General features: G+C 54.8%; 16 protein-coding genes. 9 read left to right on the forward strand and 7 right to left on the reverse strand.

The features are described from left to right. Positions 1 to 9: 9 nt before the first annotated feature. From VN577_08290 to VN577_08305, 4 genes are all read left to right on the forward strand, one after another. Positions 10 to 342 carry a P-II family nitrogen regulator gene (locus tag VN577_08290; protein ID HWR14812.1) on the forward strand — a complete coding sequence of 111 codons (333 nt, stop codon included), beginning with the start codon at positions 10 to 12 and terminating at the stop codon, positions 340 to 342. 31 nt (positions 343 to 373) lie between these two features. After that, a complete protein-coding gene (locus VN577_08295) occupies positions 374 to 760 on the forward strand; it encodes a DUF302 domain-containing protein (GenBank protein HWR14813.1) in 387 nt (128 codons plus the stop codon). 5 nt (positions 761 to 765) lie between these two features. Beyond that, positions 766 to 2,883 (forward strand): cation-translocating P-type ATPase, encoded by a 2,118-nt coding sequence (locus VN577_08300; GenBank protein HWR14814.1) that lies wholly within the window; start codon positions 766 to 768, stop codon positions 2,881 to 2,883. Positions 2,884 to 3,150: 267 nt separating this feature from the next. After that, positions 3,151 to 3,660 (forward strand): hypothetical protein, encoded by a 510-nt coding sequence (locus VN577_08305; GenBank protein HWR14815.1) that lies wholly within the window; start codon positions 3,151 to 3,153, stop codon positions 3,658 to 3,660. A 929-nt stretch (positions 3,661 to 4,589) separates the two neighbouring features. On the opposite strand, the gene VN577_08310 is transcribed toward VN577_08305, so the two are convergent. The 5 genes from VN577_08310 to VN577_08330 form a co-directional block, all read right to left on the reverse strand. Further along, positions 4,590 to 4,931, reverse strand: coding sequence for a P-II family nitrogen regulator (locus VN577_08310; GenBank protein HWR14816.1), 342 nt, complete (start codon positions 4,929 to 4,931; stop codon positions 4,590 to 4,592). Between the two features lie 9 nt (positions 4,932 to 4,940). Further along, complete coding sequence (locus VN577_08315; protein HWR14817.1) at positions 4,941 to 8,021, reverse strand: CusA/CzcA family heavy metal efflux RND transporter; 3,081 nt, start codon at positions 8,019 to 8,021, stop codon at positions 4,941 to 4,943. 6 nt (positions 8,022 to 8,027) lie between these two features. Continuing rightward, the gene (locus VN577_08320) at positions 8,028 to 9,254 is read right to left on the reverse strand and encodes an efflux RND transporter periplasmic adaptor subunit (GenBank protein ID HWR14818.1); all 1,227 of its coding nucleotides are present in this window, start codon (positions 9,252 to 9,254) and stop codon (positions 8,028 to 8,030) included. Position 9,255: 1 nt separating this feature from the next. Continuing rightward, complete coding sequence (locus VN577_08325) at positions 9,256 to 10,533, reverse strand: TolC family protein (protein ID HWR14819.1); 1,278 nt, start codon at positions 10,531 to 10,533, stop codon at positions 9,256 to 9,258. Between the two features lie 460 nt (positions 10,534 to 10,993). Beyond that, positions 10,994 to 11,461 (reverse strand): hypothetical protein, encoded by a 468-nt coding sequence (locus VN577_08330; GenBank protein HWR14820.1) that lies wholly within the window; start codon positions 11,459 to 11,461, stop codon positions 10,994 to 10,996. Between the two features lie 891 nt (positions 11,462 to 12,352). On the opposite strand from VN577_08330, the gene VN577_08335 reads away from it, so the two are divergent. The 5 genes from VN577_08335 to VN577_08355 all read left to right on the forward strand — a co-directional run bounded on the left by VN577_08335 (position 12,353) and on the right by VN577_08355 (position 18,312). Next, complete coding sequence (locus VN577_08335) at positions 12,353 to 14,170, forward strand: CHASE2 domain-containing protein (GenBank protein HWR14821.1); 1,818 nt, start codon at positions 12,353 to 12,355, stop codon at positions 14,168 to 14,170. Then, positions 14,167 to 15,549 (forward strand): sigma-54 dependent transcriptional regulator, encoded by a 1,383-nt coding sequence (locus VN577_08340; GenBank protein HWR14822.1) that lies wholly within the window; start codon positions 14,167 to 14,169, stop codon positions 15,547 to 15,549. The genes VN577_08335 and VN577_08340 overlap by 4 nt, the downstream gene beginning before the upstream one ends. A gap of 72 nt (positions 15,550 to 15,621) precedes the next feature. Beyond that, complete coding sequence (locus tag VN577_08345; GenBank protein ID HWR14823.1) at positions 15,622 to 16,323, forward strand: FecR domain-containing protein; 702 nt, start codon at positions 15,622 to 15,624, stop codon at positions 16,321 to 16,323. A 45-nt stretch (positions 16,324 to 16,368) separates the two neighbouring features. After that, positions 16,369 to 16,806: a hypothetical protein gene (locus tag VN577_08350; protein ID HWR14824.1), complete on the forward strand. Its 438-nt coding sequence runs from the start codon at positions 16,369 to 16,371 to the stop codon at positions 16,804 to 16,806. A gap of 93 nt (positions 16,807 to 16,899) precedes the next feature. Next, positions 16,900 to 18,312 (forward strand): DUF5666 domain-containing protein, encoded by a 1,413-nt coding sequence (locus VN577_08355; protein ID HWR14825.1) that lies wholly within the window; start codon positions 16,900 to 16,902, stop codon positions 18,310 to 18,312. A gap of 294 nt (positions 18,313 to 18,606) precedes the next feature. On the opposite strand, the gene VN577_08360 is transcribed toward VN577_08355, so the two are convergent. Then, entirely contained in the window at positions 18,607 to 20,712 is a 2,106-nt protein-coding gene (locus VN577_08360) for a heavy metal translocating P-type ATPase (protein HWR14826.1), read from the reverse strand. Position 20,713: 1 nt separating this feature from the next. Continuing rightward, positions 20,714 to 21,121 carry a DUF302 domain-containing protein gene (locus VN577_08365; GenBank protein HWR14827.1) on the reverse strand — a complete coding sequence of 136 codons (408 nt, stop codon included), beginning with the start codon at positions 21,119 to 21,121 and terminating at the stop codon, positions 20,714 to 20,716. Between the last annotated feature and the right edge of the window lie 1,770 nt (positions 21,122 to 22,891).

Raw genomic sequence — 22,891 nt, forward strand, 5'->3', positions numbered from 1 at the left:
GGAGAGAACATGCACGAGATCAAAGCGATCATTCAGCCTTTCATGCTGGACAAAGTCTTAGATAGCCTTCGCCAAGTCGAGAACATGCCCGGTGTCGCCGTATCAGAAGTGCGAGTGCTTTCTCGGACACGAATGGCTGCCGAGAACGGCGAGCCGGCAACGGAGCACCTGAAAATGACGAAGATTGAGACCGTTGTTTCCGATGCTCTACTTGAAATAGTTTTACGGACAATTCAGGAGCATGCTCATACTGGGAATCCGCTCGATGGCAAGATTTTCGTGTACCAAGTAAACGATGTGATTCGGATCCGCACAGGCGAACGCGGTGAAGCCGCAATCTGAAGCGGGTTCGGCAGTCATAGGAGGAACAAACATGGAAGCATTTGAACGCACGGTAACGACTGACAAGGGATTTGATGAAGCCGTGACAGCCATCGAGAGGAAGGCCGGAGAGAAAGGATTCCGCGTCCTACACACGCACGACGTGGCAGCCACTCTCGCCGAGAAGGGCTTTCCGAGGGAGCCACTGAAGATCGTCGAGATCTGCAACGCAAAGTACGCCAGCCAAGTGCTGGAGAAGGATGTGAAGATCGCGCTGATGCTTCCGTGTCCTATCAGTGTTTATGTGGAGAAGGGTAAGACGCACATCAGCACGCTCCTGCCCAGTTCGATTGCGCAGTTCTACCCCAACGCAGGAATCGAAGACCTGGCATCGCAGGTCGAACGTATCGTGCTTGAAATCGTGGAAGGGGCTCGCTGAATACGATGGAGCACAAGCGACTGGACATCTACGTAGCGAATCTGGATTGCGAGAACGAAGCTGCTGTCATCACTCGCGGCCTGAAGGATACGCCTGGCATTTTCGAGCTGCGGGTGTACCCCAAGGCGGCGAAAGTCACGCTTGAGTTCGATCCGGCAGCTGTTTCGCCCGATAGTGTGCGCGAGAGGCTCAGGAAGATGGGCTTTCCTCCACAGCAGGGACGAACCCTGGCTGCCCCTCCGAAGCCGTGGCGCAATGCGAAGGTGCTGACATCCGCAACTTCGGGTCTTCTCCTGCTGGTGGGTTGGTTGGCAGGCCTGGCCGGGGGACCGGAATCCGTTTCGCTAGCTATCTACCTGATCGTCATTATGGTCGGCGGCTATTTCTTCGGTCGCGAGGCGATACAGGAGCTCTTTGTTGAGCATGAGATCGGGATCGAGTTGCTGATGACTATCGCCGCCATAACAGCCGCCGCAATGGGCCAGGGCGCTGAAGGCGCTATGCTCGTATTTCTATATTCGATCTCAGAAGCTGCGGAAGGCTACACGCAGGAGAAGACTCGCTCGGCAGTGCGTGCGCTGATGGATTTAACGCCGAAGACGGCCAGGGTTCAACGGGACAGCGGCTTTTTCGAGATTCCAGCAGGGGAGATTCAAGTCGGCGACCTCTTTGTGGTTCGGCCGGGGGAAGCGATGCCCACTGACGGCGAAGTAGAGAGCGGTTCGTCCAGCGTCGATCAATCCCCTGTCACCGGCGAGAGTGTTCCGCTCGATAAAAGTGTGGGCGATGCTGTATATGCCGGCTCGATCAATGGGACAGGGGCACTGCACGTAAGAGCAACAAAGGCATTCGCAGAAAATACCATCTCGCGGATCATCCAAATGGTTCAGGAAGCGCAGGAGAAGAAGGGCAAGAGGCAGCGCTTCGTCGAACAATTCGGAAAGCGATACAGCCCTGCGGTTCTGGCGCTTGGAATTGCTGTAGCCATAGCGCCCCCGCTCCTGCTCGCTGCCAACTGGACGATGTGGCTCACTCGGGCCACGGTGTTGATTGTTGCCGCTGCGCCTTGCGCGCTGGTGATCTCGATTCCGATCACACTCGTAGCTGCATTGGGGGCCGGAGCACGCAAAGGTGTCCTCATCAAAGGTGGGCTGTATGTCGAGGAGTTGGCAAAAATTACCGTCATCGCGCTGGACAAGACAGGCACGATTACTCGGGGCGAGCCGGCCGTAACTGATGTGATGCTTCTCGGCTCGGCGAAAGGCCCACTTAACGAGAAGCAGTTCATATCTGTGGCAGCAGGCATCGAGCAAAACAGCGAGCATCCACTGGCGCGTGCAATTGTGGAATACGCGGCGGCACAAAATACGGATCCTGTTGCGGTCAACGACTTTCGCGCGCTCCCGGGTGTTGGCGCCTCTGCTTCACTGGACGGCTCGAACGTTTACGTGGGCAGTCCCGCGTTCTTTCGAGGCCAGACTGTCCCGCCCGACGACGTGCAAGTTCATATCGAGCGATTGCAGGCGGATGGTAAGACAGTGGTACTCGTTGGGACAGAGAGTTCCATATGGGGGTTGATCGCCATTCGCGATCAGGTGCGGGCCAACGCAAGCCAGGTCATCGCCAAGCTCCACGCGGCAGGTGTGAGAAAGGTTGCGATGCTCACAGGTGACAACTTCCGCTCCGCTCAGGCCATTGCCAAGGAGGTCGGTATTGACGAAGTGTTTGCCGACCTCAAGCCACATGACAAGGTCCTGAAGGTGCGCGAGTTGGCTGAGCAATACGGACATGTTGCTATGGTGGGGGACGGCGTGAACGACGCACCTGCGCTTGCAGAGGCCACTGTGGGCATCGCGATGGGAACTGCGGGTTCGGATGTGGCGTTGGAAACGGCCGATGTTGCGTTGATGGCCGATGACTTGGAAAGCCTTTTGTATGCGTTACAGTTGGCCAGACGGAATCAACGAATAGTTCACCAGAACCTGGCGTTATCGGCAATCGTGATCGCGGCGCTTGTCGTCGGCGCGATTGGCGGTTGGTTCACTTTGCCGATAGCTGTTCTCGGCCATGAAATCAGCGAATTCATTGTTATTGGCAGTGGATTACGCATGTTGCGTGCGTAAAGAGGCCCGCTGCCCGTACACGAGAGGAACAAAACATTCAACACGCAGCCTGCATGCAACTATCGCAGCTCGCGAGTCGACGGCGGGGAGACCAGACGAATGCTATGAGAAGTCACGCTCGGATTCTGTATGTTTTCTTAGCTCTGCTCTTCATGGCAGGTTGTGTCCATCGTGGAGAAATCCCCGCTGACACATCCAGTCGAAACATGGCGACAGAACCCGAGAAGGGGGACGTCGTTCCCAACGTTCTGCTGGGGATCTTAGCGGATGCGAGTTATCACCAGGAAGCCAGTGATCGCCTTGGAAAACGATGCATTGCAGTTAATCGATAAGACCCTCGGTGCGAGCGTGTCTCAGGTCTTCATCGTTACGTATGCAGACAAACCGGACTTGATCCAAGACTGGACTCCACTGGATCCTGTTAGTGGGTTAATAACACCGATTGAAATAAAGAACTGGGACAACCGACGAACCGTTTTGTACGACGGTCTTGAAATAGCTCTGCGACACCTCGCTGCCCGGACAGACCCTCAGAAGAAGGTATTGATAGTCATAGGTGAAGGCAATGATTACGGTAGTCTTGCTCGATATTCGGAGGTCAGAACATTGGCGGTTAAGGGAAATATCCAATGCTTTGCGCTCCTGATCGCAAACCACAATTTGATGGGCGGCAGAGTTCGCCACTACGGGTTCAATTTGTGCGATCTTTCATCGAAGACTAAGGGTGACTGCTACGACGTGGAAAACAGCCCAAAAAACTGCACAAATCCCTGGTAAGCTAACAGGAAAGGTTTTGCAGGCGCGTCGCTAATTGGTCTCATCCGGACGTAGATGAACTGACTGCTAGAATTTCGATGGGCTCTCAGAGTTTTACAGTCAAGCGCCCCAAAAAGCGATCGCTTCAAAGCGAACAAAAACTTTGTCCATCGTGCTTACGGACGATACCGGCAATTGGCTCCAGACGAAAATACCTTCTCGTGCTGTTCCAGTTATCAGAGAACAACCCCCCTTCCGAAGTCGGTCAGCGTGGAAGTCGGGAAGTCGTCGGACGCCATTGCGGACACATCACCTTGGCCCGGTCCGGCTAGAACCCCGCCAGCTACTACGCCGTTGTGCACTACACAGATCCGACCGGTAACCCTCCTACTCCACGGGATGTCCACTCATCCACCACATAAAAGGACCGTCAGAATCATTGCCGCGAGAACAACGACTATTCCAAACATCGTCCGCCGTAGTTGGTGAATTGCTGTCGATCATTCTTCCGGACTGCCTCACATTTTTATCGCTCAGAAATCACAACAATCACTGCGATCACAGAGTTAAGATGCTGGTCGATGACGCGACGCGAAAAGTGGTTCTTCCTTTTGGGATTCGTAACCGCCCTCGTGATAGTAGGCCTGATACACCACCTTGCTACTTCCCCTCACTAAGCTCTCTTTTCTCATTTCCTGAAAGACCTTTTTCGAGATGAGCTCGACCGCAGCGCCTCGCGTGCGAACAACACACCCAAGCCGATAAACAAGGCGCCGCCCATGAGCGTCCGAAGCATCAAGTCATTGTGCATAAGCATGTGCCACATGGCTCGACCAAGCAGTAAAGCACCGATAAACACAAACAGAGAACTGGAACCCAATCCAAACCAATCGGTTTGGGCTCGCATTCCGCGTTTTGTTCCTGTCGGCACCATTTTTCAGAGTTCCCGCCTATATGGCGGCTTCACCTCGTTCGCCTGACCTGATCTTCACAACGTCGGACACGGGATAAACAAAAACCTTTCCGTCTCCTGGGTTGCCGGTGTGAGCTTTCTCAAGGATTACCTTCAGAACTGACTCTACTAGTCGATCAGGTACCACGATCTCCACTTTCGCTTTCTTGACGTACTCGACGCCTTCCTTGAGCACTGGGCTCGGGGAGCCAACGGCACGTGCGCGACCGAAGCCTCGCACGTCCGATACTGTTACGCCTGGGAGACCATCAATTTCCTTCAAGGCTTCGACTACCTTGGAGAGCAGGAACGGCTGAATAATCGCTTTTATCTCTTTCATTGTTTCCACCTATATCTCCACTTCCTCGCGCCGTGCTTCGAACCAGCGATATAGTGTCGGAAGAACGAACAGCGTCAGAAGTGTGGAAGTCACCAATCCGCCAATAACAACGGTCGCCAAGGGGCGCTGCACTTCCGCTCCCGCGCTCGTCGCCAGCGCCATCGGAACGAATCCTAGGCTCGCCACCAAAGCGGTCATCAACACAGGACGAAGTCGCGTGATCGCCCCCTCGGTGACTGCATCTTCGAGGGGTGCCCCCTCTCTGCGTCGTTGGAGGATATACGAGATCAGCACGACGCCGTTCAGCACAGCAATACCTGACACGGCGATGAAGCCAACGCCTGCAGAGATACTGAGCGGCAATCCACGCAGGGCAAGCGCCAGAATCCCTCCGCTGGCAGCAATCGGCACGTTCAAGAAAATTAGAAGTGCCGGTCGCATCGTATTGAACGTTGTGTAGAGCAAAATGAAAATCAAGAACATAGATAAGGGAACAACAATCATCAAACGCTGCGTCGCCCGTTCGAGATTCTCAAACTGGCCTCCCCACGTAATCCAGTAGCCGGTCGGCAAAGAGACCTTGCTGCCGACGGCTGCCTGCGCATCCTTGATAAAGCTGGACAAATCACGACCGCGAACATTCGCCTCAACGCTGATACGGCGATGAATGTCAGAGCGGCTAATCTGTGCCGGCCCCTCCTCCACCTTGAGCTCAGCTAATTGACTGATCGGTATCAGGCGACCTTGTGGATCTGCGACCTTGATGTTGCCGATCTTTTCAACGGCGTCCCGATCCGATTTCTCAAAGCGCACTTGTAACGCAAAACGCTTTTGTCCCTCGAGAACTTGCCCCACCTCCTTCCCTCCGATGGCCTCAACCGCATCAAGCACGTCACGAGTGTTTATCCCGTAGCGCGCAATTTGGTCGCGTTTGACGTTCACGCGAAGATATGGCAATCCGCCAGTCTGCTCGGCCTTCACGTCCGCTGCGCCAGGAATCTGCGACACCACTCGGACAATCTCGTCTGCTTTCTGCCGAAGCATGTCGAGATCGCTACCGTACAGCGTAATTGCGACATCGGAGCGAACGCCGGCGATCAGCTCTTGCATTCGCAGCTCGATTGGTTGCGAATAGCTAAAGATGTTGCCCGGAACCTTATCCTTGAGCGCTTTGTCGAAGGCTTCGATAAGGCCCTCACGGTTCGATGCTGTCTTCCATTCGTCATGCGGCTTCAGGATCACGTATACGTCGCTGACTTCGACACCCATGGGGTCGGTGGCAATCTCTGCCCGCCCCGTACGCGACACCACCGTTTCGACTTCGGGAAATTGCTTGAGAACCTTCTCCACCATCGTTGTACTGTGAACGGATTCAGACAAAGCAACGCTGGGCAGTCGCCACGTCTGAAGGGCAATCGTGCCTTCGTCTAGCCGGGGGATAAACTCTGCTCCCATGAATATCGCAGCAACGACTCCAACGACCAAAACAACGGTCGCTACTGCCGCCGTGAGTCCCGGACGGATCATGACTCTCTTCAGCCAAGGTATGTAGTGTTCCTTTACCTTGTGGATTAGCTTCGATTCTTCTTCCTTTACGTTCTTCGCCAGGAAAAAGGAACTGAGCACGGGCATGAGAGTGAGTGCAAACACCAACGAGGCGATCAAGGCAAAGATGACCGTCAAGGCCATCGGCCGAAACATCTTTCCCTCCACTCCTTCGAGTGTGAGGATGGGGACGTAGACGACAATGATGATCAGAACTGCGAAAAATACGGGGCGCGCTACCTCGCGTGCCGAGTCGAGTACGACGGTGAAGTTGTTTTTCTCTCCACGCGATTTTGCCTCGGCCAGGTGACGAATGATGTTTTCGACCATCACCACCGAACCATCTACGATGAGACCGAAATCGATGGCGCCGAGACTCATCAGATTTCCGCTGATGCCGAACCACACCATGCCGGCAAATGCCGCAAGCATGGAGAGTGGAATAGCGGCGGCAACGATCAATGCTCCTCTGATATTGCCGAGGAGCAGCAATAGGATGACAATGACGAGCAGAGCACCTTCTACGAGGTTTTTCTCTACAGTCTTAATGGTTTGCTGGACGAGATGTGTGCGGTCGTAATAGGTATCAACCGTCACACCCTGTGGCAGGGTCTTCTGAATTTCTAGTAGTTTCTTGTCGACCTGGTTAGCAACGACGCGTGAGTTTTCTCCAATCAACATCATCACCACGCCCGTCACGACCTCACCGCGACCGTCCCGCGTCGCAGCGCCCTGCCGCAGCATTGGAGCGAACTGCACATTTCCCAAATTCTTGATGTAAACGGGCGTGCCGTTCTTTGTAGCTCCGACAACTATGTTGCCAATGTCCTCCAATGATCCAACCAGCCCCTCACCCCGTACTACATATTGCTCCTGATTGTGCTCGATGTACCCACCGCCGGAGTTGAAGTTGTTCTTTTCCAGGGCTTCGAACACCTTCGAAAGCGGGATGTTGTAGCTAACAAGGCGGTTTGCATCCAGCTGAACCTCGTAAGTTTTTAGCTCGCCTCCGTAGCTGTTGACTTCGACAACGCCAGGAACAGATCGCAGGATCGGTGCAATGTCCCATTCCAAGATGCTGCGAAGTTCCATCAAAGATTTGCCATCACCGCGAACCTCGAACTGGTAGATCTCGCCAAGTCCCGTGCTGATCGGGCCCATCTCCGGCGTGCCAAAGCCTGCTGGGATAGCTTCCTTCGCCTGCGGCAGCCGTTCCATGACTAAACGTCGACAGAAGTACACGTCCATGCCTTCTTTGAAGAAGATCGTCACTGAAGAGAGACCGAATCGCGAAACAGAGCGGATTTCGGTAACGCCGGGAAGTCCGCTCATTGCCGTTTCGACTGGGAACGTTACGAGACGCTCGATCTCAAGTGGACCTAGTCCAGGGGAGTTGGTGAGGACCACGACTTGGTTTGGAGTAATGTCCGGTACGGCATCAATCGGCAGTGCCTGCATTGCCCAAATGCCAACTGCGATAACTAGAACGGCAAAGACAATCACTAAAAAACGATTTCGAAGTGCGAACTCAACGACCCTGTTCATGGAGGTTTATTCCTCCCCGCCGATGAGTTCACGCATGAGGGCGCTCTTGACGTAGAAGCTGCCTTTTGTGACCACCTGTTCTCCACCCTTTAAACCGGACCTGACCTCAACCAGGTCGGGTGTTCGCTCGCCTACCTCAACGACTCTTTTCTCAAACTTAGTTGGTTCAGTTCGGACGAAGACTACGGTCTGGCCATTGATGTCCTGCAGAGCCGTAGCTGGAACAGTGATACCCGTTTTGGATTCCTTCGTTGGTACCGTGACCGTGGCAAACATCTCCAGTTTCAGACGGCCGTCTGAATTGGGGAGAACACAGCGGAGCTTGGCAGTGCGAGAGGAAGGATCCAAGGCATCGCTCAGGTAAGCTATCTTGCCGCGGAAGACTTCGTCGGGATAGGAGGCGAGCTTTACGTCGCATTCGCCGCCCCGAGCGACGTATTGGATGTCTTTTTCGTAAACATCGGCAAGCGCCCATACCGTGCTGGTATCCACCACGGTGAAGAGTTCTTTATCGCGTCCGACTACTTCGCCTCTGGAGACATCGTACTTGGTTACAACTCCCGAAAGTGGCGTACGAACCGTATTGTGAGAAGCCGTCCGATGGATTGCGTGCCCGGGGCTGTTCAGTTGCTTAATGTCGGCATCGGTAAGACCAAAACGGTGCAGCCTTTCTTCCGACCTCGACAGTTCCGCGCGTCGGCTGTCCACTTCGGCCGTCGCTTGCTGGTACTCGGCTCGCCGAAGCTCCAACTCTCGAGGAGAAATCGCTTCCACTGCGATCAGGGAATGCGCTCGGTCAAGGGACTTCCGCGCGACGTCCTGTTGGGCAAGAGCCTTGTCCACGCCCCCTGCCAGGTTCTTGTATTCCCCGACCGATTCCCCAAGCTCAATGCTGTCGTAGATCAGCAGCGGCTGACCTTTCTTTACCCGGTCCCCTAGCTGGACGAAAACATCCTCGATCACGCCCTGCGAGAGCGGAACGATATGCGATACGCGCGACTCATCGGGCGAGATGACTCCGGTTGTGGTTACGACCTGTTGAACTTTTCGTTCGGCGGCTTGCGAAAACTCGATGCCTCCCGCGTTCTGTGCATCCGCTGGGATCTCCACAATGTTGGGATCCGTCTTTGCTTCAGCAACTTCGGCTGCTGGCTTTCGCGAACGCACAAACATAACGACGGCGACGATGATTGCAATGACGACAATACCGGCAATGAACGCCCTCTTATTCACGCTAAAATTCCTTTCCTACGGAAGCTTCCAACTGGAAGGCAGCGATTCTGTAATCGAACTGCGCCTGGTTATAGGAACGAAGGGTTTCGCGATAAACGCGCTCCGAATCAAGCAAACCAATCAGATCCAACGCACCTAGCCGATACGACTCCTGCGCGATCTCGTGCGTCTTCCTCGCAACCGGGACGTATTCCTTTTCCAATGCACCGAGACGCTCCGCTTGTGTTTGCAGCGCTTGGTATCCCTGTTGGACCTCGCGGCGGACGGCCAGCAGCGTTCGGGTCACTTCATAGCGTTGCTGCTCTACTTGGGCTGTGGCTCTACCGATTCCGCCTTGATTGCGATTGAAGAATGGCAGCGGTACAGCGATTCCAAATACAGCAGTGTTCAAGCCGAAGTCGCGTTTATATCCGAAGGAAGGTGTAATGTTGGGTACAGCTTCCGCCCGTTGCAGTTCGACTTCTCGGCGATTGCGTTCGAGTCGTTGCTGTGCGGCCAGCAAATCGGGGCGGCTTTGAAGTGCCTGCTGCAGTAGCTCGCTGAGTTGAACTGGTTGGATCGTCGTTCCTAATGGCTCGGTGACGTCGAATGCCGAAGTGAGGTCGGATGCGCCCACAACTTCGAGCAGAGCAGTCTTCGCGTTTCTGAGCTGGAGATTGGAATCAAGGACGTCCGTATAAAAGCGAAGCCTCTCCGCCCTGATACGGTTCATCTCCAATCCGGACAATTCCCCTTCCTTAAAACGGGCCTCGTTAAGCCGGATAACATCGTCGAACTGTTTCAGAATTTCCTGCGCGAGTGAGAGCTGCGCTTTTGCAAGAACAACTGCAAAGTATCGCCGCTTGGTTTCGAGCCTTACCTCTCGCTCAGTGTTCTGAACATCTGATCCTGTCGCGGTGAGATCTTGTTGCGCAACGCGTGTGCGCTTTGATCTTTTCCCGGCCGTTTCAATTGTTTGCCCGGCGCGAAACGTAAGCTCCTGGTTGTTCCAAAAGGATCCCGGATTGGACTCGAACAGAGGATAGCTTTCCGAATTGATATCAAATTCCGGATTCGGAAGTTGCTTGGCCTGGCGCAAGTTTGCATTTGCGATCGGCACATTCTGGCGGTCGCGCAGCATGATTGGGTTGTTCTTCATTGCAAGTTGCAGGGCCTCCTCAAGCGTGAGCTGTTGGGGAACTGCAACTTGATCCTGAGCGAAGGCTCCAGCGGGCACGATCAGCAGCAGGAATATAATGGTCAGACATCTCCCTATACAGGGCAGGACTTTCAGGGTCATTTCGACCGCTCCTCAAAAAAACCTGTTGGTAGTAGAAAATCGCGAAGTTGGAACAGAGCCTCTGCCCACCGCCTGTTGGTTTCACCATGTGAAGCACCAACAATGGCTGCCACCCACGGCGTCGGAATGGACAGGGCCGCATGGAGGATGAAGATAGCCCGATCAACCTCTGCTAGACGAAGGATGGAAGAGTGCAGAGCATCTTGAGTTGTCAGGCGGGCTCGACGCGTTCTGCATCGCGTAAAAGCATCACGCAGTAGCTGAACTGGCTTTCCCTCAGGGATGTTGGTAGCTACGCTCGGTGATTGGCCGAACGTGTCGATTGTTACTTCCTCTGCCAGGCTTCGATCGCCGAGGAATAGCTCGCAAAATCGAAGCACTGTTGTGGCCCAGTGACGTATACGCTCGACTGATCCAGCCCCGGCGCTTGTCCCTGTTGAGTCTGCCAAACGACGCAGGATCATCTCGCCTCCCGAAATTGAGAGGGAGGCACGGCGGGCCTTGCTGGGTTTAGTAGCGTGCGCAGCTCTTCCAGAGCGTCAAAGCAGAGACGTCGGAGTTGGCCCTGATCAAGGCCGGTTATCTCTCCGATCGTTGCCATATCCAGAGACAAACCGCGGAAGAGCACAATTACGGCACGTCTGCGCGGCTCGAGCTGAGTCACGGCTCTTATTACCGGATCGGTGATTCGGGACGGCAAGACATGCGCTGCCACGGCTTTCTGCAAGGCCCGTCGCAACAACGGAATCCGAGCGTCAGGGTTCGAGGATGTGCCGGAACCATGTATGTGTTCCGCTAACGTGTCGATCGTCAGAGCTTCCGCTGCTGCCTGATCGCCTACAAACATCTGGAAGAATCGCAGTACGGTCGGAGCCGAGTTCAAAGAGAACTGTTCCGCGTCCGCGATGGCGCGCTTCTTGAAGAACATAGGATTTAGTCCGCGGTGAAAAAAGTCCTGGTGCGACCTTCAACGGAGAGTTCCCGAGGAGGTCAGGACGGGGGCAGACTAAGCGCGAGGAGGGTGATAATGAGGTTCCGCGTATTCCGAAAGATGAAGGATTGGATCCGGCGCAACGTCTTCGGGGCGGCTCGCAATCGTTGACAACTCAAAATGCGGCGTGAGTGAAACGTGAGAGCAGCAACAGAAGCAATCGTCCTCGTTTGAAGGAGATGCTGGTTGCGAATCTCGGTTCTGATCGATCGATACAGTAGCCGATTGTTGTTGAGGAACCGGGAGGAAGTCGCTATCGGCCTGACACAGGGAAGGCACACTCATATCCACTACTGCCCAAAGCAGTATCAGGAGAGACGCGAACCTGCGCCAACCGACGTTCATGCTCATGTATATGATTACCAGAGTTCGGCTGCTGTCACAATTTATTGTGACAGGTAGGTGGACTGAAGTAATCGGACTGTGTTGCTGACGGGGAAGGATTTCGCCTTAGTTCAGCGCCTTTCAGGCGCGGGGCGGCGCCGTGAAAGAAGAACCTCGCCAGCGAATCACTCTTGGACCAGATCTACAAACATGACCCTGGGTACTTCTTCGAACAGTATCCCTCAAAACTAAGACTCGAGTCAGGACGATGAATCACTATGCCGTTATTAATCATCGTTGCCCAATGATCGTCAGCCTTGCTCGGAACGCGCCGCCCCCCGCTGCGCATGTGATGGTTATCACATCCAGTTTGTGACAATGCTGGTAGAAGTAGTTAATCCGATAGCGCTGTTCCCGGCCATCTCTCTTACGGTGCTTCGTATCGATTGGGCGTGCGAAGACTGAGTCGAAGGACGTTCTTTTGTGAGCCGCAAGTTCGTTATCGTGGCGGTTGGTCTGCTTGTTCTACTGGCACTGCCATTCCTGGCCTGGAATGGCCTCGTGGAGGCGGCCGATGCTTCGTCTTACGATATGCTGCTGAGGCTGAGCCCCCGGCGACAGGGTGCAGCTCAAAAACAGGTTGTATTACTCGCAGTCGATGACAACACTGTCAATCGATACGGTCCCCTTCCTCTCAATCGTGCCGTTCTGGCATCAGCCCTCGATTCGGTAGCCAGTGCGAAACCGAGCGTACTTGTTGTAGATGTTTTGATTTCAGAACATACGCAAGAGAAGGCGGATGCCAGCTTAGCCGATGCATTAGGTCGTTTCCCAAAAGTCGTCCTTGCGTCAGCGTTGGAGCCAGGAAGTGACGCCACAGCATCTCGGTGGATAACACCTCTTCCAGACTTTCAATCTCGCGCGTACGCAATCGGGCACGTGCATATTGAGCCAGATCGGGACGGTGTTGCGCGCTCGTTGTTGCTTACGAAAGCAAATCAAAGAAGTCGCTATTGGGCTCTGGGTTTTGAAGCGTTTCGGGCAGCAATTGGCGCTGAGGGATCGCCGATCGAATATTCCAATCGAGTCGTAGTGGCTAAGCGTAGTGTGCCAGCGTCGCAATCAAGTGGGCGCCTCCTTTGGATTAACTACGGCGGACCAGAAGGAACATTCCAGCGCGTGTCTGTCGCAAGCGTGTTGGAAGGTCGTGTGCCTTTATCTGCCTTTACCGGGAAGGTGGTGATCCTCGGCGTCACTGCCCAGGGAGCTGGAGACCGGATATTCACGCCATTTTCTGCTGGCGTTGGGATGAGTGGTATCGAAATTCACGCCAACATCTTCGCAACGCTTCTGGACGGCGCCTACCTGTCACCGCTCGGGCCCGTTTCGGAACTCATCCTTCTGCTCGCCATAGTTGCAGCAGTTACCGCCGCTGCCTGGTGGCGCAAGGGGCGATCTCTGGCCGCGGTAGCAATCGTGGGGATTGTCGTCATCCCTGTTTTTTCGTATTGGGCGCTACGGGCGGGTCTCATCATTCCGGTGGCATCGTGCTTAGTCACTCACGTCTCTGCTTCGCTGGTTTGTTTCCTTGGACAGACCCGCTTTATTCGCCGTCAACTCGGTGAGGCAGTACAGGGACGGAAAGAATATGCGTTCCGACTCCAGGCCGTAGCCCACGAGATCAAAACTCCGCTCACGGCCATTCACGCTTCCAGTCAACTGATAACCGATTCCGATGTTCCCGAACGGAAGAAAGAAGAGATCGCTCAGCGAATCTTTAAAGAATCCGGAAGGTTGTCGGGAATCGTTACCACCTTTTTAGACGTAGAACGGATTTCGGCCGGGGCTTTGCAGTTACAAAGGCAGCAAGTTGAACTCGCTGCAGTGGTTTCTGAGGCAAGCGAACGCGCTCAGTTATTGGCCTTAAAGAAAGAAATAACGATCAGAAAGGTGCTGGAGACTGTAACGGTCCCGGGTGATTCAGAGTTACTTGAATATGCGATCTATAACCTGATAGCGAACGCAGTGAAGTACAGTCCGAACGGATCGTCTATCACTGTCAGCGTGCGATCCGACCCGAGGTTTGCATCTGTCGCAGTTGCTGATCAAGGCTGTGGGATTGAAGTCGCTGAGCAAAGCCGGATCTTCGAACGGTTTTACCGTGCCAATAAACATCGCGAAGAGCGCGAGTCTGGCACCGGAGTGGGATTGGCACTCGTTAAGGAAATCGTGACGCAACACGGAGGAAGAATTGAGGTGGATAGCCAGCCGGGAAAAGGTTCCCGCTTTTCTCTCTTCCTCCCGAGGGAGTGTGAGCGATGACACCAAGGCTGCCTGTGTTGCTAGTCGATGACGACGAAGGGATTACGTTCTCAATTGCGACATATCTGCAAGCGAAAGGCTACCCAGTCACGGTCACCAACAGTGGAGAGGAAGGATTACGTCTCGCCTCCGAAGAGAAATTTCCTCTCGTCCTGGCTGACATCTACATCGACCGTGTAACGGGACTCGACATTCTGAAGACCGCGAAAGCAGCGTGGTCAGATTGTGCCGTCATCCTGATGACGGCCAAGGGCTCTGTTCGAACTACGGTGGAGGCCGAATCTGGTGGCGCGTTCGACTATCTACCCAAACCGATTGACCTTTCTAACCTCCTGAAGGTGCTCGAAAGAGCAGAAAAGTCACTTCGAAGCGAACGGCCTGTTGCTGAGGCCAGCGCCGAAGGAGAAATGGTCGGCGAGTCTTCGGTCATGGTTGAACTCTACAAGAACATTGCTCGCGCGGCTCGCTCCGACGCCACGGCATTGATCCGCGGCGAAACCGGCAGCGGCAAGGAACTTGTTGCACGGGCCATTCACACCGCTAGTAGTCGATCTCGGCAACCATTCGTGCCCGTCGACTGCGCAGCAATCCCCGAGAATCTCTGGGAAAGCGAACTGTTCGGTTCAACTAAGGGAGCATTCACCAGTGCGGAACGAGACCGGGCCGGAATCATTGAACAAGCTCGTGGAGGCACCATTTTCCTGGATGAGGTCGGCGAGATACCGATTTCATTTCAGGCGAAACTGCTTCGCTTCCTGGAAGCAAAGGAATATCGCCCGGTTGGGGGGACTACAGCCAGGAAGACGACCGTTCGAATCCTCGCTGCTACCCATCGGCCACTAGAAGAAATGGTTGAGCACGGCGAATTTCGTTCTGACTTGTATCACCGACTTAGTGTTCTCAACATTCCAGTTCCTGCATTACGGGATCGAGTACAGGACATTCGGCTGCTAGCATCCCGTTTCCTCGCTGAAGCCACTCAAAAACAAGGCAAGGATGTGTGGCTTGAGCCAGAAGCAATCGGAGCACTTGAGCTTCACGCATGGCCCGGCAATGTCCGTGAATTGAAGAATGCAATCGAACGACTGGTCGCTATGTCTTCCCCCGGTCCGCTCGGAGAGGCGGACGTCCGCCGGGCGTTGATTTCAAAATCGCCAGAGACAGCAAAGACAGCAAATCCGCAGACGCTAGAAGACGCTGAAAAGGAACACGTTCTCGAGGCCTTGCGTCTGAGCGGGGGAAATCGAACGCGGGCCGCAGAGCGCCTCGGCATCCAGCGCAGAACTCTTTACAAGAAGTTGGAACGCTGGGGTCTCGTGCATGAAGGGCACACCGATGTGCCCGAATCGCAGAGATCGGACATTGATGACAAAGACTAGTCACGCATTATCAGCGACTTCCGTTCGCGCGAGGTTGGTTCCTGGATTGCAACCATTGAAAGCGAGGCTAATGTGACTCGAACTCACTTCAAACTCACTGCTCTTTTGGTCCTGCTGATCACGGCCTTGCCCGTTTGGTCGCAGGTAGTGACGCAAGGCCAATTGGAGAAGGTGAAGGGGAAGGTTAGCCTTGTGCGAGGTCAGGCAGCGCCTGTCCTTCTGCACGATAACGACGCCGTCCAATCCGGGGACGAAATCCTCACGGATAAGAAGTCCTCGGCAACATTACGGATTCCTGACGGAAGTACGGTTCGTATCTATCCCAACTCGCACGTTGTTCTTCGCCCGGGCAGTGGCACTTTGAAAGAGTTTCTGAACTTGCTGCTCGGAAACGTGCGGGTGCAGATCGAAAAGCTTAGTGGCAGACCAAACCCTAAGTCGATGACCACGCCAACCGCGATCATCGCTGTCAGGGGAACTATCTTCCATGTTGCCGTTGACCAAAATGGTGATACGCAAGTGGGGGTGGAGAAGGGTCTCGTCGGCGTGGCTAATCTAGCTCATCCCGAGGATGAAGTCATGGTCAAGCCTGGACACATGGTATGGGTACGGCGCGGTCAGCGGCCCACTCAACCGCAGATGATGAACCAGATGAATCCCGGGATGATGGGGTCTGGAATGTCGGGCATGCCAGGGATCGGCATGCCGGGCAATTCAGGGACTATGGGCACACGGTCAGGAAGCACGATGGGTGGCATGGGACCAAAGCATTAAATGAGTTTGAGTCACAAGCCTCGCATTTTCATTCGAGGTGAAGTTATGAAAGCAGTCGCAAAGTTCTCGGTGTTCTTCTTGGCACTAGCGGTTTTCCCAGTCTTCGGTGCGGCACAGATGGGCCGCGGTGGAATGCACGGTGGATTCGGTCATGGAAACATGGGCGCCGGACACGGAATGGGAGTTGGGATGGGGCAAGGCAGCATGGGTCCAGGAAGTGGGATGGGATCTGGAGGATGGGGATCGATGAACCAAGGGCCAAGAATGGGTTCTGGCGGTGGTTGGGGAACGATGAATCAAGGACAAGCAGTTGGTTCTGGAAGCAATACCCGCGGAATGAACCGAGCACAAGGAACCGGTTCAGCAAACGGTGCGGGCAACGGGGGACAGACCACGACGACGCGTGCCCGGAACAGGAACCGCATTCAAGGCTTTGGCTCGAGTTTGAAGCACCGCTTCTTCGGCAGAAATCAGCAGCAATAAGCCAATACTCCCACCTCGGCCTACCAGGTACCCATTCCTGGCAGGCCGGGGTGGATTAGATTGCGCCGGAGCAACCGGTGCCACGAGGTACTTATGAACAGCCATCGAAGAAATATCACTCTTTCCATTACCCTGGTCTCGCTGGCGCTCGTCCTGGCGGCGTGCGGCGGAGGCACTAATTCCTCAACCCCCAGTTCATCCTCTTCAGCGCCGACGTTGAGTACCACCGTACAGGTGGGATTGGGAGATTCGCCAGCTGATTGGCTCACGACGTTCGGTATGACCGTCAACTCCATCATGCTGACGAATAGCAATGGCAGCACGGTCAGCATGCTTCCAGCTCCCACGCAGATGGAGATGATACGGCTGATGGGAACTGTGCAACCGGTTTCGATCATGCAGGTTCCTCAAGGAACCTATACAGGCGCAACCATCAGCATTTCTTCTATTCAGATGGGCTACATGGACCCTGCGACACATCAGTACGTGCAGAAAACGATGGCCGGGCCATTCACTGGAACAGTGAACTTCAATCCAGCCATGTCGGTCGGATCTACTCCGATGTCGCTCAACTTTGACATGAACATGGGGTCATCGGTTTCCATCAGCAACGGCAACGTTACGATCACGCCGACTTTTACCGGCATGATGAACTCGCTGGGCACTGGGCAAAATCCGTGGCAGGGCTACATGCAACACATGGTTGGCTCAGTCTCAAGCGTGTCCGGATCGCAATTCACCATGAACATGTTGATGGGAATGCAATCGGCCACGTTCCACACAAACAGCAATACGCAGTTCTCCGGCATGAGCGGCATGGGAATGATGTCGAATGGAGTCATCGTCAGTGTGGATGGAATCACCCAGGCTGACGGATCGTTGCTTGCGCAACATGTCGAATACAAGTGGAATAACGGTGGCATGATGGGCGGGGGAATTGTTACGGGCATTACCGGAAACCCGCCGACTCAGTTGAATATTGTCGCGCACAACGGAATTGGTGGCAGAATGATGATGTCAGCGATAGCTGGCAACATCACCGTCAACGTTTCGAGCAGTACTCCCTATTCGGCCGACTCCGACAACGTTGACTTGGCAAACCTGCCCTTCACTCCGACCTTCGATAGTTCCAGCATTGCCAAAGGCCAGAAGATCGACGTGGTGAGCGGCGGCAATATGATGAGCGGTGGCGGCATGATGGGTGGCGGCAGCAGCTTCGGGACCATCAATGCAAGCCAAGTCGAACTGGAACAGCAGGGATTGTTCGGAACCGTCTCGAACTATACCGCCAATGGGTCTCAGGCCTCATTCACGCTGACACTTCCGGCGGACTCGGCATTCACAACTCTCACTGGAGTGTCGAGTATCACCGTCTACAAACAGAACGAAACGCAAATGCACAATCTGCCGGCAATCGCCAACGGGAATCAGGTCCAAGTAAGAGGATTGCTGTTCTACGACTCAGGCGCTTATAAGCTTGTGTCAACTTGGATTGTGGGCTCCTAATTGGGTGTTTTGACCACGAACGGGCTGCTTGAGGGCAGCCCGTAATTTCTTTTGGTCGTTCGTAAACAAAGCTGCTTTCGGCAGCTTATGTTGTCGCATCACCTCAGTTGGAAACAACACAAACCTGTCCGGGCGAACAGTCCAAATTCGTGCACGCACTGCCGCAACAAGCCCTTTCCGGTAGTTGTGACGGAGGCTCAGAACTCCAAGCATCGCAACAGACATGAACCCTATGGCTGTCCGTCCAGGAACAACTTGAGAACAGATGGGCTAAAGGCGTCAGCCAAATGCCTGTTACACGACTCTCCCAACTTGGGTTCGCCGCAGGAGCTGGGCATTGATTGCGACCGCGACTGTGCTCACGGACATGAGCACTGCCCCGACTGCTGGCGAAAGGATAATGCCCCAGCGCGAGAGAACACCCGCCGCGAGAGGAATTGCAATCACGTTGTATCCCGCTGCCCAAGCGAGATTCTGGACCATCTTTCGGTAGCTGGCCTTCGACAAGTCGATAATGCGTGACACGTCACGAGGGTCGCTACGCACTAGCACGATATCCCCGGCTTCAACCGCGACATCCGTCCCAGCACCAATTGCGATTCCAACGTCGGCGGTAGCCAGCGCCGGGGCATCGTTCACGCCATCACCGATCATCGCTACCCGCTTGCCAGAGCGTTTCAGCTGTTCTATTTTGGCTGACTTCTGCTCCGGGAGGACCTCAGCGAGCACTGTGTCGATGCCAAGTTCCGTTCCGACGGACTGAGCTACGGCACGTGCATCTCCTGTCATCATGACGACCTCGATACCTCGTTGATGCAAGTCACGAATTGCTGCATGCGACTCAGGACGGATAACATCGGCTACTGCGAACACGGCGATAGCGTCACCGCGCTCTATTAAGTAGATAGCCGACTGCCCTCGAATCCCCGCTTCCAGAGCTGCTCGTCGCAGCGATTCCGAGACGATGATGCCGAAAGCTTGGAGAAGGGCCGGTCCGCCCATCAGTAGTTCTCGTCCGTCGAGTTGGGCCTTGACTCCCTTGCCGGGAATTGCCTCGAAGCGCTGCGCTGCTGGGATCAGCAGTTGTCGCTGTTCGGCGCTCCGTACGATGCCTCGTGCAATGGTGTGTTCGGAGTCCCGTTCGACAGCAGCGGCGAGTCGCAACGCCTCGTCGGCGACAAAACCATCCGCTGTTGTGATGGCCACCACACCGAATTCACCGCGCGTCAGTGTGCCAGTCTTATCGAACACGACGGAGTTGATGAGGCGCGCCTCTTCCAGCCCCCGTCGATCTCGGACCAACAGCCCATTGTGTGCTGCGAGCGTTGTGGAGATAGCAATTACGAGCGGTATTGCCAGTCCGAGTGCATGTGGACAAGCGATGACAAGGACCGTGACCAGACGTTCAACTGCGAAAGCGGGGGCCGCTCTGAGCGAGAGCCACACAATGATCGTTACGGCTCCCGATCCAAGTGCGACGAGAGTGAGAACGAATGCCGCACGGTCGGCTAACGCCTGGGCTCGCGAGCGCGATGTCTGAGCTTGAGCGACCAGACGCATGATTCCCGCCAATGCGGTACGCTCGCCGGTGCCGGTGACTTCCACGCGAAGTGAACTGGACCCATTGACCGTTCCGGCGATCACCTTCTGTCCCTCGATTTTGTGTACTGGCCGAGATTCACCGGTGATCATGGACTCGTTAACCTCGCCGTCACCTTGGCGGACGATGCCATCGGCTGGAATGGCGGCGCCGGGTCGAACAAGGACCATGTCTCGGTTGCGCAGTGTGGAGACAGGCACCTCTTCCGTGCGATCATCGACGATTCGAACGGCGGTGTCGGGCAGAAGCTTTGCCAATTCCTTCAATGCGCCTTGAGCCTGCTGGATCGAGCGCATCTCGATCCAATGGCCGAGGAGCATAATCGTGACGAGCGTCGCCAGTTCCTCCCAAAGAGGCATACCCGGATAGCCCAAAGTTACCGCCGCACTAAAAGCAAATGCCACCGAGATCGCCAAAGAGATAAGCGTCATCATTCCAGGCAGGTGGTCGTGAAGTTCACGAACCGCTCCTAGGATGAACACCCAGCCTCCGTAAACGAACACCGCGGTACCGAAAATTGCGGGAATCCACATGGAGCCAGGGAAATGTGGCGCTGCATATCCGAGAGCACTCTGGAGCATGTGTCCCCACACGAGGGTGGGAATGGTCAGAACCACAGATAACCAGAGCTTCTTACGGAACATCGCCAGGCTGTGGCCAGCGTGTTTGTCATGGCCGGCGTGCTCCGTACCTTGGAGGTGTAGGTCGTGCGGAACTCGCTGTTCGGGGTGTTCCGGGTATCCCGGCTCAACCGGCTTTGACTGATGCGAGTGAGAATGGTGCTCGTGCGGCTGGTTCATATCAGACAGACTCGAGCACGCGCAGGAGTTTGTCGGAGGCTTCTCGCGCAATGGGTTTGAGCTGCTCGTTTTCGACTACTGAAAGCATCGCGTCGGCATCAACTACCGCAATCTCGGTTCCTCCCCCAACCTCACGGACGGTGACGTTACAGGGCAGAAGGAGACCCAGGCGTGGTTCAGCTTGAAGCGCGCGGTGTGCGAGCGGCGGGTTACACGCGCCCAGAATAATGTAATTCGGGTACTCCGCATTCAGCTTCTCTTTCATGGACTTTGTTATGTCAATCTCTGCGAGTACGCCAAATCCTTCCTGCTTCAGTTTTTCCTTCACTTTCTCAATCGCCGCTCCAAACGGCAAAGGAATGACTTTGCTGAAACCGTACTCCTGGCGAGTAACTATGTGAGCCTGCACATTCTCCTCCAAACTTCCGCTTCACTGGCAAATCTGTTTAAGCATACGCTCGTAATCTTCGCTGCTGATTTCAGGGGCGGGCCACTGTCATGTCCGTTTTGATGATCGTAGTGGCAATCGCTGTTGGCGGACCCGCGATGATTTGCTCTCTCGCTCTGTTCCGGTAGGACCAGACGGGAATCACGTGATCCCATCAAGAACTGAAGCAGACCTCACGAGGTATTCAGAACTTCTTAAACGCGTGAATATCATCGCGCCAATTGATCTTCAACCGCCCGGCGTAAAGCTAGAGGTCCATCCAAATTACCAACGGTTCCGTCAGGGTTCCCGAAGGCTGATTCGCCAGCGAATTTCACTATCTCTAGGATTCGGCCGTGCGGCTGATTTCGCCGACACTCCGCTGCGAGACGCAAGGATGTGTCCGGTTCCAGTGTATTCCCAAGAATTAGGAGATCAAAAGGTTGCGTCTTGATCAGATTCCACACTTCGTCTTCAGTGGCGGGAGCGACAACATCATAACCAAGCCCGGCGATGATCGCTTGACGCGTGCTTCTGAGAATCGCGTCCTTGGTGGCTAATAGAATGCGACGCGGTGGCGAGGTTGAGTCCCTGTCTGGCATTGCTGGTCCTGCGGCTAGATATGCGTGTTAGTTCTTGCTTATATGATATTCGCTGTCGTGTAAAGAACCAGGAAAGACTTAACGTAGACAATTAGAATCTTGCGAGGCAAGTTATGGGCGTACTTGCGAATATGTCCTATTTGCGGCAGCGATTGTCCTGTATGCGGCATCTTGCCTCAGTTTCGGAGACGTTTTTCGCCCCCGCATTGAAAACTCGAACGTGTTCCGGTTGGATTCCTAACATCTGGCAAGCAGCGTTGTGGTGACTGAGGCTTGAGCCCTCGTAAATTCGCAGCCAGACTGCAGTGCTTTCCGAAAATTAATAATGCGGATTTCGTCTTTACTTTCTACTCGGAGGTGCCGTGGTTCGCATAAACGGCATTGTGGCATCAATCTTGCTGGCTTCTGACCATCATGCTTCGCCTGGGGGGAGGACGAGGGTTAACTGCGCTTGCGCTGGTCGTGCTCGCTGGGACAACGAACATAGCCTGCTGGCAGGATTGTCTAGTGCTCTCGCATTTTCTCTCGCAGCGACAGGAACATGTGCCTGAACCTTCGCAATCAGAACCAAGATCGAACGCCAACCACGGCGAAGCGAGCGATCACACGCCCGCCCCGCACTCCTCATGCGACTACTCCTGTGGCGGTCCGTTTCTTGTTCCCATCACCCGCTCATCAGTTCAGCAAACGTTGGAACCCTCCCTAGCACCGCGTTTGGGCGTACCGAACGTAGTTGCTATTCCTCCTCATTCGAGTGTACGTGAGAGCTGTACTGGCCCACCCATCGTGCCGTCCGAAGTCTTTCTCGCCTTGGTAGTCCTAAAAATCTAGTCCTCCAGCCCCGCAGGTGCACCTGCCAATGCGGCGAAATTCTGTAAATGCGCAAGTGCGCCTTTCGGCCAAAGCTCGCGCTTGCCAACGGAGGGCTGTTTGCGATGTCGAACGAAAGCGCCCTGGACAAAGACATTACCCTCAGTAGCCCCGACTCCAGTTTCGATCGCAGCGTGGTTCCAGTGCACGCGAAAACATCAGGCGTGTCTCACATCCTGAGAGCGCACTGGCCAGTACTGCTGGGCGGGCTAGGAATCCGGCTAGTCTGTGTAGCTCTGTTGTACGGCGAGCAGCTCTCCCCAGATCGTGAGGGATTTGC

This window comes from Terriglobales bacterium (genome assembly GCA_035561515.1).
Classification (GTDB): Bacteria; Acidobacteriota; Terriglobia; order Terriglobales; family Acidobacteriaceae; genus DATMXP01.

Coding starts and splice junctions, on each gene's coding strand:
- VN577_08290 (HWR14812.1), top strand. CDS start 10: ATGCACGAGATCAAAGCGATCATTCAGCCTTTCATGCTGGACAAAGTC.
- VN577_08295 (HWR14813.1), top strand. CDS start 374: ATGGAAGCATTTGAACGCACGGTAACGACTGACAAGGGATTTGATGAA.
- VN577_08300 (HWR14814.1), top strand. CDS start 766: ATGGAGCACAAGCGACTGGACATCTACGTAGCGAATCTGGATTGCGAG.
- VN577_08305 (HWR14815.1), top strand. CDS start 3,151: ATGCGAGTTATCACCAGGAAGCCAGTGATCGCCTTGGAAAACGATGCA.
- VN577_08310 (HWR14816.1), bottom strand. CDS start 4,931: ATGAAAGAGATAAAAGCGATTATTCAGCCGTTCCTGCTCTCCAAGGTA.
- VN577_08315 (HWR14817.1), bottom strand. CDS start 8,021: ATGAACAGGGTCGTTGAGTTCGCACTTCGAAATCGTTTTTTAGTGATT.
- VN577_08325 (HWR14819.1), bottom strand. CDS start 10,533: ATGACCCTGAAAGTCCTGCCCTGTATAGGGAGATGTCTGACCATTATA.
- VN577_08330 (HWR14820.1), bottom strand. CDS start 11,461: ATGTTCTTCAAGAAGCGCGCCATCGCGGACGCGGAACAGTTCTCTTTG.
- VN577_08340 (HWR14822.1), top strand. CDS start 14,167: ATGACACCAAGGCTGCCTGTGTTGCTAGTCGATGACGACGAAGGGATT.
- VN577_08350 (HWR14824.1), top strand. CDS start 16,369: ATGAAAGCAGTCGCAAAGTTCTCGGTGTTCTTCTTGGCACTAGCGGTT.
- VN577_08355 (HWR14825.1), top strand. CDS start 16,900: ATGAACAGCCATCGAAGAAATATCACTCTTTCCATTACCCTGGTCTCG.
- VN577_08360 (HWR14826.1), bottom strand. CDS start 20,712: ATGAACCAGCCGCACGAGCACCATTCTCACTCGCATCAGTCAAAGCCG.